This is a genomic window from Colwellia sp. BRX8-4 (genome assembly GCF_014077345.1).
In the GTDB taxonomy this organism is placed as follows: Bacteria; Pseudomonadota; Gammaproteobacteria; order Enterobacterales; family Alteromonadaceae; genus Colwellia_A.
In genome coordinates this window covers 134,145-146,280 of the sequence record NZ_JACGVS010000004.1, presented here as the reverse complement: position 1 = coordinate 146,280, position 12,136 = coordinate 134,145, and the positions used below count along the sequence as shown (strand labels likewise).

Sequence of the window (12,136 nt, the reverse complement as noted above, 5' to 3'; positions counted from 1 at the left end):
CCGCTGAGTGATTTAAAAATAGCTCAGGCGGTTACTAAAGTTTACTTTTAAAAGACTAAAACAGCAGTTGCTGTTTTGAAAATCGATTGTGTTAGGTTTCATCGTTTAATTGCTTTGCGCTTTCCAGTAAATAAGGAGCAAGTGTGCTTTTAAAATCGAGTGTTGCCCCCAACTTATTGGCTAGCAGTATCATACCGGTAATTTTACGATTGACTAATGCAACTTCAAATATCGGAGATGCTATCGCTGTTTTATCGGTAATTAATGGCATACTAACCTCTCTAATTCGCTTAATCAGTTGTTGTTTTTTTAAGTTGTAGCCCGTATTACTTTGTAAACAATAACTAGCTTCAAAACACGTCTTTAGCACAATATCTATCGCGGTATCACTCATGTTATTGTCAACTAAACCAAGCGAATACAAGGCTGAACGCATGTCATTATTATCTTGACGCTGCATTGCATCAGCCATAGCAAGATAATGTACTGAGGTATGTTGAGAGAGCTGCCGGCAAGCGCCAAAATCAAGTAACACTATTTTTTGTGTATCGCTCTGATACAAGAAATTAGCAAAGTTGGGATCACTTTGCATAAGTTTATGCGTAAATAGCTCTTGGTAAGTTAAATCCATTAATTGGCTACAGACTAAATCAACAATACCAGCACTCATGTTACTAATATCAGTGATGGGAGAACCTTCGATATATTCCATCGTCAGTATATTTTTGTCCGTTAGCTCGTCAACAACAAAGGGCACAATAAAGCGAGGATCGTTACCCAGATTTTCACGATAAGTGTTAAGAAATTCCGCCTCCTGCAAATAATTAGCTTCAGCTTTAAGCTGTGCTTTTGCTTCAGCGAGCACGCTAGTCAAATCAATATGTTTAGGTAAAACGCCACTGAGTTTTAATAAATTCATGACGTTATCAATATCACTGTCAATGCTTTCTCTAACACCCGGGTACTGGACCTTAATCGCCAACTGACGACCATCCTTTAGTGTTGCCCGATGAACCTGACCAATACTTGCCGATGCGATGGGGGTAAATGAAAAATAACTAAATTGTTGATGCCAGTCTTTTGACCAAGACGCAGCCAAGGTTTTCAGTAGTTGCGCCTTAGGCATAGGGTCAGCTTCTTGGCGCAATCTTGAAAGAATAGGTTCCCATTCGATAGGCAGTAATTCACCGGCATCCATGGAGAGTAGTTGACCAAGTTTCATCGCCGCGCCGCGCATATGTGCTAAACGCTTGGTGATAGATATAGCGTTGTCAATATTACGTAAGGACTCAGTTAATGATGGACGTTGTCCACTGAGCATTTGTTTTGTCGCACCTTTAACAATATTACCGGCAACCGCTGAGGCCAAACCGCCCAACTTAGCGAGACGAGCAATTCTTCCGGAAGGTACTTTCCGCTCTTTACGTTTGTCGGTCATCGCAAAATGGCTTGGTTGGGCATGTTAACTATTACCTTAATGTTGTTTACTCTAGCCTCCATACTATTTATAGCAAGCGGTGAGAGGCAAGAATAAGATTAACAAAAATTAAGCCGGCAACCAATGACATTACAATCAAAAAAGACAGGTTACTTCAACACGTTCAATTACTAGCTTATTTTTAGGTATTTATGTATTTCGAAGACTAAGATAATGCGTCAATTAAACAGCATAGAAAGCCGTTCAGTCTCCTATAGCTAACGCTATAACATTATTTGGGATTGTATAGATTGATATGAAAGGATTTTAGAAAACCGCTTGATTATTATTAAAATAATCAAGCGGTCACTAGAATAGTTGAGTTGACCACATAAGCCGGGTTTTGTATCTCTTTCGAAAAAGAGTGACAATCATTCGTCTAGGCCTTAAATCGCTCTAAGGCTCAAGCAACCTACCCGGTTTCAACGCGAGCCACGCCATATGAAACCCTATTTGGTCTTGCTCCGGGTGGAGTTTACCCTGCAATTACTGTTACCAGCAATCCGGTGCGCTCTTACCGCACCCTTTCAGCCTTACCTGTGAAGTTCCTAGAAACAACCATCGGCGGTCTTCTCTCTGCTGCACTTGTCGTCGGCTCACGCCGCCCAGGCGTTACCTGGCACCCTGCTCATTGGAGCCCGGACTTTCCTCCCCCTCATACCTATATCTTCAGTTTACACATCTGATACAAGAATAAAGCAGCGATTGTCTGGTCAACTCGCCGCGCATTTTACCTGAATTACAAAAAAACGCCAATGGTTATTAATCTGACTAAAAAAACAAACCCGTATGAATACGTATGTAGACAATTGCTATCTATTTTCACAATTAGTTAACATCTAGTCAGGTCAAATAACAACCAAAAATATAATATTAATAAGGTTCAACAATGACAATAAATATAATAATTAAACAGAGTGCCAAATATCTACTGGCTTTAAGTACGCTTTTGCTCGCTTTTTATAGTCATGCAGATATTAACCACAGTAACCTCGGTGCAAAGTACAGCATTGATAATCAACAACTCAATTTTAGAATTTATTCTGCCACAGCAACAAAAATAGATCTTTACCTTTATGACCAAGCGATAGGTGCTGAAGAAGTCGCTCAATATTCTTTAAGTAAAGACAGCAATAATATTTGGTCTGTATCAATAGCAGCCAACAATTTAGACGTTCGGCTTAACGACACTATCTTTTATGGCTATCGTGCATGGGGAGCAAACTGGGCATACGAGACTGCATGGCAAAAAGGTAATAACGCTGGTTTTATCAGTGATGTTGATGCTCAAGGTAATCGCTTTAATCCGAATAAACTACTGAGTGACCCTTACGCTAAAGAACTAAGTCATGACAATTTAACACCTCAGTGGAATGACGGTACCATTTACGCGTCTGGTCAGAACTACCGTAATATCGACAGTGGCTTACAAGCACCAAAAGGTATATTACTTAAAAGCTCTACTCAATCTATCGGTATAAAACCAACCCGTGCGTTAAAAGATGATGTTATCTATGAAGTTAATGTGCGTGGCCTAACCAAAAATGACAATACAATTCCTGAACAGTTTCGTGGCACTTATCAAGGTGCAGCACTTAAAGCTGACTACTTAGCCGATTTAGGCATTACAGCTGTTGAATTTTTACCTGTACAGGAAACACAAAACGATACCAATGATGTCGCCACATCAACCGATGGTGATAATTATTGGGGTTACATGACCTTAAATTACTTTGCACCCGAACGTCGATACTCCAGTGATAAATCGGCTGGTGGCCCGACGAAAGAGTTCAAGGCTATGGTTAAAGCCTTTCATGACAAAGGCATCAAAGTTTTTATTGATGTTGTTTACAATCACACTGGTGAAGGTGGTGCATGGGTAAATGGTGATTCATCAACTTATAACCTTTATTCATGGCGTGGCTTAGACAATCCTACCTATTATTCTTTGACTAATGACAAGCAACATTCGTGGGACAATACGGGTGTTGGCGGAAATTACAATACCGTTAATCCTATTGCACAAAACCTGATTATTGATTCTTTAGATTATTGGCAAACAGAACTTGGCGTGGATGGTTTCCGCTTTGACTTAGCTTCGGTATTAGGTAACACCTGCGAACATGGCTGCTTTAATTATGACAAAATGGCCCCCTATACTGCACTAAATCGTATTATTAATGAGTTTACCGAACGTCCAACATGGGGCGGAAAAGGGACTGATTTTATTGCCGAACCATGGGCAATTGGCGGGAACTCATACCAAGTAGGTGGCTTTCCATCGGGTTGGTCTGAATGGAATGGCCAATATCGCGACACTATTCGTAAAGATCAAAATCAAATGGGTAGCGAAGATGTAACATTAGGCCAACTGGCTAATGCGCTTACAGGCTCAGCGTCATTATTCCAAGACGATGGCAGAGCGCCGTGGAATTCCGTTAACTTTATGGTTTCACACGATGGTTTTACCTTAAAAGATTTATATTCGTGTAACAGTAAAAATAACAATCAACCTTGGCCATTTGGCGCTTCAGATGGTGGCGAAAGCAGTAATCATAGCTGGGATCAAGGTTGGTATAATCAAGCACAAGAGCAACGCAAAGCGGCTAGAAACGGTTTTGCATTATTAATGCTTAGCGCTGGTACGCCAATGTTAACGGGCGGAGACGAATATTTACGTTCTATACAATGTAACAACAATCCCTACAACCTAGACTCAATTGCTAACTGGTTAAGCTTTGACTGGAATGCAGACCAAAACAACTTCAATAGTTTTGTTAAAGGTATGATTGAGTTTCGCAAAAATCATCCATCATTACGCCCTGCTAATTTTTATCAATCAACTGACACCAATGGCAATTTTATGGAGCAATTACGCTGGTTTAAACCAGACGGTAATCTTGCTAGTGGTGATTACTTTAATGATGCAAATAACCATGCTATTTCTTATCGTATAGATAGCTCTGAATTTAGTGAACCAACAGCTGCGATATACGTGGCTTATAACGGTTGGTCTGACAACGTGAACTTCACATTACCATGGCCAGGGGCAGGTAAAAATTGGTATCGAGTAACGGACACTTCAAATTGGAATGACGGCGCTAGTTCTGTAAAAGCGGCTGGTGCTGAAGAATTCATTGGGGGTGAATACACTTCTTATGGGCTTGGTGGTAGGGCAATACTAGTATTAATCGCAAAATAACAAACATAATAAACGGAATTAATAGGAAAAATATACATGAACATTAAACATATACTCGCTGCCTCAATATTGGCTTTAGCTTTTAACAGCCAAGCATCCTTAATAACGGTTGCAGAAGATAATGCAAATAACTATGGCAATCAATGGAGTGGAAATGGCGGTAAAGGCTTTGATGAATGGAATTTCATTACAGACAGCGCAAGTGGCAGTGCTGGTGGATTTCTTGCAAATAAAAGCACGCATAGTGACCTTAATCACATTGCTTCAAATCCAAGTGATAATGCGTGGGGTAGTTATGCAAATGGTGATGGTTTTAATCAGTTTGAAGCTTACCGAGGTTTTGCAGGGAACTCACTAACACAATCCGGTGATACCTTTAACGTATCCTTTGAGCATGGCGGAATTACTCAAGGTGGCTCTGTTGGTTTTGTGTTAAGAAATCAGAATATCCATAATACTATTGGCGATTATAACCAGCAAAGCCGCTTTGAATTTGGCTTTATTGGTGGTGGTCAACATTACAGTATTTTTGATGGGCAAGGTGTTATTGATACAGGTATCGATTATACCGATGCAGGACTTAATATAACATTCAGCCTATTAAGCGCTGATTTATACCAACTCGATATATTCAATGCATTTGATAATTCGTTTGTCCAAAGTCGAAATGGTTCATTAATGGGAAGTGGAAATATAGACAGTGTTTCTTTATACAACAGAGATGCTGGAAACGATAATGCCTATTTCAACAGTCTTTCAATTCAAACTAAACAATCAGTTTCAGTACCTGAACCAAGCAGTTATTTATTAATGATAATAGCATTTGGTTTATTATCGTTATCAAAGCGTAGTAAGCATAACTAATCGATCTTTATTAACTAAGTAATGAGAAAACTGAGCCTATATTTATTAAACCGAGCATAAACAAATAACTGCTCGGTTTGCTCTTTATAAAAGTTATTATCAAAACTGATCAAACAAAACTTGCTATTGTAAAAGGATCCAGCTTAATCTCTTTCTTTAATACATAACGCGCTAAAGGCGACATGCACACCATTTGTCCAACCGAAACCTTCTTGTACATCATACTCTCCGCCTTCGGCTTTATGGCTTTGCTGACATACATTATATTTTTCCATTATTTTTCCTGTTTGCTGAAAATACGACTCTACCGTATTAAGCCAACGGTTCTTAATGGTTAGTGCTAAGCATTGTTTTTCATATTTAATTAGGCCTTGAACAGCAAACCAATGTAATGGCGCCCAACCATTTGGTGAATCCCATTGCTGGCCTGTTTCAATAGCAGTCGTGATTAAACCGCCTCGCTGTAAAAATTCATTTTCAATCACCTTACTAACTTGGTCAACTTGTTTCGCATCAGCTAACTCAACAAACAAAGGTAATACTCCGGCTAATGATTTTACTGAGCTATAAGATTTTTTATCTAGATCATAGTCCATGTAAAAACCATCATTTTCTGACCACATATAACGCTGTATTGCTGCTTTTCTTGTTGCCGCATAATCTTTATAAACAAGGCTGGACGCTTCATTCCCCAGTATTTCATAGAACTTAGCGAGTAATTCTTCCTGCTTGTACAATAAGCAATTCAAGTCAACTGGTAGAATCCGTGTGGTTCTAATAGACGCTAATGAATTTTCATCACCTAACCAGCGTGAGCTAAAATCCCATCCTGATTCGCATGCTGCACGAATATTACGATAGAAAGATTCAGGATCTTCAGGCATTAATTCCTGACATAATTCAATGTCTTCACGATATGATTCGGCACGAGGAGCAGCATTATCATCCCAATATCGATTCAAGAAACTTCCGTCGGGCATTTTAATGATTCGTCTAGACTCAAATTGTTCATCTGTCTCCAATGCCTTACCTTGCATCCAGAACTTATATTCTGTTTCAATGGCTTTAATATGAGTTGTTATAAATTGCTGTTTATTTTGTTGAAAAGGCAAAAGTAACTCAACTAACAAGCCTAAAATAGGAGGCTGCGAACGAGATAGATAATAACTTCTATTACCATTAGGAATACAACCATAGTTTGATTGTAATTCTAAGAAGTTACTCAACATAGATTCAGCTAAAGCAATATTTCCTGACTCAACCAAACCTAATGCAGTAAAGTAGCTGTCCCAGTAATATATCTCCCTAAATCTACCTCCTGGCACTATGTAAGGATTTTTCAGAGGTAACAAAGAGCCTACAGCATTGGGATCAGCTTCCTTTTTTAAAACGGTCCATAGTGAATCAATGTGTTCGGCGATACTCGTTTTTACGTTTTCTGAACGTATTTCTTCATGCTCAACAATATCAAAACACTCTGTGATAAAAGCTTCTAAATTGAATGAAGACTTATGTTTTTTTTCAGTTTTATACTTCTGTAAAATTTCCATAAAAGCAGTTTTAGGAATAGCATCAGTAAAAGTTTTGCTGTCGGCAAACAAACCACTCATTTGCACATCTTTGAATAATTCACTTTCAAAAAAATGTAAACTTTCTTTAGTTTGTTGATTTAATAATTCGGTATTCATCATGGGATAACCTTGTTGTTATTTCTTTAAACAGAATGCTTCGCAGTTGCGACTTTAAAAAAATACAAACTAGCGACGAGAAGTCCCATAGGTATTAATGAGAGATAAAAGGCTTGTTGACCACCGAGTGCTTCAAAAGAATAACCGGTAATAATAGAACCTGTAGTACCACCGAGTGCAGAAAACACCACAATGAGTCCAGTCATTGATGAGTGCTTTGCACGCGCTAAACTACTTAGCATCACTGAATTGAGTACAGGATAAATAGGCGCCATCATTAAACCAATTAACGGGAGAAGATAAGCGACGGCTGGAGCATCAAAAACACTGGTGACTAAACCCGTCGTCGGGTCTTGTGTTAATGGCAGTAGTAATAGAATAATTAATGCCATCCCTGCTAAACAAATATTCAAAAAGGTATACCAATTTAGGTAACGTAGAATTTGCCCAGCTAATAATCGACCTAATGCTAATGCAGCGGCAAAGATACTCGTCATCTGTACACTAATATTGGTGGGTAAACCTAAGACTTCACTATTGAACGTAGGTAGCCAAGTGCCGATCCCTTGTTCAATTAATACATAAAGAAATATAGAGATGACAAAGATAAGCACCAAAGGCTGATAACTCATTTTTATCATTTCAACAAAGTCACTAAATATACTTGTTGATGTTAAAGACTGCTCAGCTTTGCTAATCGAAGAAAAGCTCACTAACACTAAGGTTAATAAAGACATAACGGCTAGCACATAATAAACATTCATCCATTGCGTAGACTCTGCCGAATTGCCATCAATATAAAAACTGAATAACCAATAGCCCGATAAACTGCCGAGCATAAAAATACCTTCTATGGTGTTAAGCAGTGAAGAGTGAGATTTTACTGAATGTGTTAACTGACCAATAATGGAATAAACTGATATTTTGACTAAGGCAAACGAAACACCTATACAGGCGAATAGGAGTTTGATCACTAGAAAGTTACCAATAACTGGCGTTAAGAAACAAGCGATGGTAACTATGGCTAAACCTACAGCCAGCGCAATTTTATATCCAATTCGTGGAATAACTGATGCCACAAAAAAAGAAACAAACGCGATAGATAAATCTTTAAAACCTTCTAATGTACTCGCTTGCGGTTTGCTTATATCAAAGCTATTTATTGACTGAAGAATGACAGTACCTACGCTATTAAGCAGAATAGCAAAAACGAAATAGCTTGCAGCAATTGCACTTATGGTAATAAAACGCGACATAAATAAACTCATTATTTGATAATTAAGTTTAGTCTATAATCAAAAGCGCACGAATGCAAACGTTTGCATTCGTGCGCTAATAATAAGAGGATTTAACGATTATTAGATAGAGCGGGTAGAGTTTCGTGCAATTAACTCAATATCCATAACAACCGATTTTGCTTTTCCGCCACTAAACTGAACTAATAACTGTTCCACCATAATTTTAGCCGCCGATTTAGTATTTTGTTTAATCGTGGTAAGTGACGGGTGAAAAAGCTCAGCCATCGCTATATCATCAAATCCTACAATACCAACATCATTTGGAATACTGACATAACGCTCTTTCAACGCTTTCAACGCTCCAAGTGCCACCATATCGCTTGATGCAACAATGCCATCAAAAAACAGCCCATTTTCAAGAACAAGATCGCCGATTCTTTCGTAAGCCACTTTACTGGTTATATCACACGCTAATGTTAATTCATCACTGATATTAATATCATACTCTTTTAGTGCACGCCCATAGCCCTTATAGCGTTCACTCATTTCTGCATGTTCAGGATCTCCAAGAAACAAAATACGTTTGCAACCGGTATTTATTAAATGTTCCGTCGCTAAATATCCACCTAGCTCATTATTACTGCCGACAACGGCATAGTTCGCGTGCCCTTTTGGATCGCCCCACACAACAAGTGGTGCATTAGATTCAGCCACCTTTTCAATTTTTTCCGTGCTTTTACCTTGCCCAATAACAATAATGCCATCAGCGCGACTACTTCCTATGAAGTAATTAGCCCAATCTTGTGTTGCCATAAAAGAATTCGACAACAGTAATTCATAGCCACTTTGATTAAGTGCTTGGTTTAAATCGCCCACCACTTTGAGTAAAAAAGGGTCACTAATACTTTGATCGGTATTGTCAGTTAAGTTTAAAATTACCGCGACAACATTGGTTTTTTGCGTGCGTAAACGGCTAGCAGCTCTATTTAAGCTAAAATTATGTTCACTCGCTAATGCTTGTAATTTTTCACGTGTTTCTTTTTTTATCAAAGGGTTATCATTCAAAGCCCTTGATACCGTTGACGTTGATACACCTGCTAGTTTAGCCAGCCCTGCCAAAGTAAGTTTGTTTGCGTTAGCCAATTCCGTTTATTTCCAAAATTAATAAAATATAAATGCCGAGGAAGTATTACATATCTAGCTAGTATTGCAATTGAAAGCACAACAATGCAAACGTTTGCAAAAACAACTTGCAAACGTTTGCATTCATCTTTATATTAATTATGGGGAAGGAAATATCAATAAATATAACTAATAACTGATATGGCACTGCTAATATTGGTATAAGAGGGAAAAATACATGACTACTAACTTCAAACTATCTACCATTGCGATAGTTGTCGCATTAAGCTGCCAAGTGAGTTCAAGCTTTGCGGCAGAGAAAACATCAACAAAAAATAAAAATGCTAATATCGAAAAAATTGTTGTTACGGGTACTTTCAGCGGTAAAAGCGTTGCTAAGGAAGAAGCAAGCTTTGCTGTTAGTTCTTTTTCTGAAGACGACATGATAAAAATAGCACCTAAAAGTACCGCTGATCTTTTTAAAGCAATTCCTGGTGTTTGGGCTGAAAGCTCGGGTGGCGTTGCCGGTGCCAATGTATTTGTTCGCGGCTTTCCAGGTGCAAGTGACGCACCATACCTTACAATTCAGCTGCAAGGCGCTCCTATTTTCCCACCACCAACACTTAGTTTCCTAGAAAATTCAAGCATATTTCGCTTAGACGATACTATTGAATTTATGGAAGCACTTCGTGGCGGCACAAACCCAGTAATATCAAATGGTCAGCCAGGCTTAACCACTAACTTTTTATTAAAAGAAGGCTCTGAATATACTGAAGGTTCAATTAAATATTCAACATCCGATTACGGCTTACAACGTGTAGATAGCGTAATAAGTGGTCGCTTAGCTGATGATTTATACTTCATGGTTGGTGGCTATATTAAAAGCTCACCTGGCGCTCGTGACGCAGGTTTTAATGCTGAAGAAGGTAATCAATTTACTATTAACATTACTAAAAAGTTAGACAACGGTAAAATTAATATTTATACCCGTCAAACTGATGATCATGGTACTTGGTATGTACCCGCACCTATCACTGTTGATGGCGTAGACAATAACTATACGCAAATTGGCACTAATAATCGTCTGCAAAAAATTGAGTTTGGTGATGGAGAATCTAAAGTTTTTGATTTTGGTAAAGGCCGAGGCTGGAATGGCGCAGTATCTGGCGGTAGCATTGATTTAACCCTTGATAATGGTTGGGGTCTTGTTGATCGTTTCTCTTACACCAAAGGTGATGCTGATACCTATGGCTTAGTACCACAAGGTGGAGCGGTTAAGTTATCAACGGTTGCTGATAATGGCGAATCGGCCATTGGTGTGGTTACTGGTACTCAATATAATGGTAATACCGACGTTCAAATGATTGGTGGTTGGGTCGTTCTCAAAGAAATTGAAGCATTTACTAATGACTTTGCTTTAACTAAAACATTTGATAAAGGCAGTGTAACGGGTGGTTTTTATAATTCTACATTTTCATCTACCGATTGGTGGTCATTAGGTAATCAGTCTTATCATGTGGTAGAACAAGGTGGCGAAAACCTGACAGGTATTGACTGTAATGACAATGCCGACCACTGTAGTTGGAGTTACGACATCAATAGCATTGGTGATGGCAAAACTACCGCATTTTATGCTGCTGCATCTTATGAAATTTCAGATGTTTTAACTATCGATAGTGGTGTACGTCGTGAGAATCATGAAATTGAATATACGCTTGATACGGGCTTAGACGGTAGTATTGATCAGGTAGCCTCTTTTGATGAGTCAAGTACTTCATGGACTGTTGGTGCAAACTGGATGTTTACAGAGAAACAAGGAATTTTTGCTCGTATTAGTGACGGTAGCAAAATGCCTTTCTTTGATAATTTAAGAGAAGGTCAAACTGAAGTTCAAGAAGTTGCTCAATATGAATTAGGTTATAAACACTCAGCGGATAACTTTAGCCTTTATGCTACAGGTTTTTTCAACGAAGTGACTGGTGATTCTTTCGTTGCTATTCCAGGCCAACCAGCACAAGTAACGACCAATGAAGCTTATGGAGTAGAGATTGATTTTAATTTCTTCACCGATAATGGCTTCTCTGTTGCCGTAGGTGCGACGCTTCAAAAAACTGAGCTTACAGAGTCTAGCAACCCTGATAATGTCGGTAATCAAGCACAAAGATTACCAAACTGGCAGGTACGTATCACGCCAAGCTACGATCTTGAGTTTGACAATGGCATGTACGGCACAGTATACGGTACAGTTTCTTCGGCAGACGACCGTTTCAGTGATCCAGAGAATACTGATGCGCTAATATTAGAAGGTTATACGAAAATTGATTTTGGTGTCATTCTAAACCTTACTGACGAAGTTAAAATGCAATTAGCGGTGAACAACCTTACTGATGAAGAAGGTTTAACAGAAGCAGATCCGCGCGGAACTTCTGGTCTGTTGGATAATGGCCGTTATATCATAGGTCGTACAATTGATTTTAACGTGAGTTATCAGTTCTAGTTTGACGGTACGTTTGAGCGATTAGCAAAAAGCCAGCTTATATTATTA

7 protein-coding genes and 1 other RNA gene are annotated in these 12,136 nt (G+C 38.7%); 3 read left to right on the top strand and 5 right to left on the bottom strand.

Annotated elements, in window-relative coordinates; translation table 11 throughout:
• Nucleotides 1-91 precede the first annotated feature (91 nt).
• Nucleotides 92-1,438: an AarF/ABC1/UbiB kinase family protein gene (locus H4J56_RS05455; protein ID WP_182213676.1), complete on the bottom strand. Its 1,347-nt coding sequence runs from the start codon at nt 1,436-1,438 to the stop codon at nt 92-94.
• Nucleotides 1,439-1,792: 354 nt separating this feature from the next.
• Nucleotides 1,793-2,198, bottom strand: an RNA gene (gene rnpB, locus H4J56_RS05450) — RNase P RNA component class A.
• Nucleotides 2,199-2,366: 168 nt separating this feature from the next.
• Here rnpB and H4J56_RS05445 point away from each other — a divergent pair.
• Together H4J56_RS05445 and H4J56_RS05440 are read left to right on the top strand one after the other, a co-directional pair.
• On the top strand, nt 2,367-4,679 hold the full coding sequence (locus tag H4J56_RS05445) for an isoamylase (protein WP_182221771.1): 2,313 nt from the start codon (nt 2,367-2,369) through the stop codon (nt 4,677-4,679).
• 36 nt (nt 4,680-4,715) lie between these two features.
• A complete protein-coding gene (locus tag H4J56_RS05440) occupies nt 4,716-5,543 on the top strand; it encodes a PEP-CTERM sorting domain-containing protein (protein ID WP_182221770.1) in 828 nt (275 codons plus the stop codon).
• Between the two features lie 143 nt (nt 5,544-5,686).
• On the opposite strand, the gene treF is transcribed toward H4J56_RS05440, so the two are convergent.
• From treF to H4J56_RS05425, 3 genes are all read right to left on the bottom strand, one after another.
• Entirely contained in the window at nt 5,687-7,234 is a 1,548-nt protein-coding gene (gene treF, locus H4J56_RS05435; RefSeq protein WP_259366351.1) for an alpha,alpha-trehalase TreF, read from the bottom strand.
• 23 nt (nt 7,235-7,257) lie between these two features.
• Complete coding sequence (locus H4J56_RS05430; RefSeq protein WP_182221769.1) at nt 7,258-8,487, bottom strand: sugar MFS transporter; 1,230 nt, start codon at nt 8,485-8,487, stop codon at nt 7,258-7,260.
• 102 nt (nt 8,488-8,589) lie between these two features.
• Nucleotides 8,590-9,612, bottom strand: coding sequence for a LacI family DNA-binding transcriptional regulator (locus tag H4J56_RS05425; protein ID WP_182258975.1), 1,023 nt, complete (start codon nt 9,610-9,612; stop codon nt 8,590-8,592).
• Nucleotides 9,613-9,829: 217 nt separating this feature from the next.
• Here H4J56_RS05425 and H4J56_RS05420 point away from each other — a divergent pair, with 217 nt between their 5' ends.
• The gene (locus H4J56_RS05420) at nt 9,830-12,088 is read left to right on the top strand and encodes a TonB-dependent receptor (RefSeq protein ID WP_182221768.1); all 2,259 of its coding nucleotides are present in this window, start codon (nt 9,830-9,832) and stop codon (nt 12,086-12,088) included.
• The last annotated feature ends 48 nt before the right edge of the window (nt 12,089-12,136 follow it).

Excerpts from the sequence above, each read along its gene's own strand:
- H4J56_RS05455 (WP_182213676.1), bottom strand. The coding sequence starts at position 1,438 with ATGACCGACAAACGTAAAGAGCGGAAAGTACCTTCCGGAAGAATTGCT.
- H4J56_RS05445 (WP_182221771.1), top strand. The coding sequence starts at position 2,367 with ATGACAATAAATATAATAATTAAACAGAGTGCCAAATATCTACTGGCT.
- H4J56_RS05440 (WP_182221770.1), top strand. The coding sequence starts at position 4,716 with ATGAACATTAAACATATACTCGCTGCCTCAATATTGGCTTTAGCTTTT.
- treF (WP_259366351.1), bottom strand. The coding sequence starts at position 7,234 with ATGATGAATACCGAATTATTAAATCAACAAACTAAAGAAAGTTTACAT.
- H4J56_RS05430 (WP_182221769.1), bottom strand. The coding sequence starts at position 8,487 with ATGTCGCGTTTTATTACCATAAGTGCAATTGCTGCAAGCTATTTCGTT.
- H4J56_RS05420 (WP_182221768.1), top strand. The coding sequence starts at position 9,830 with ATGACTACTAACTTCAAACTATCTACCATTGCGATAGTTGTCGCATTA.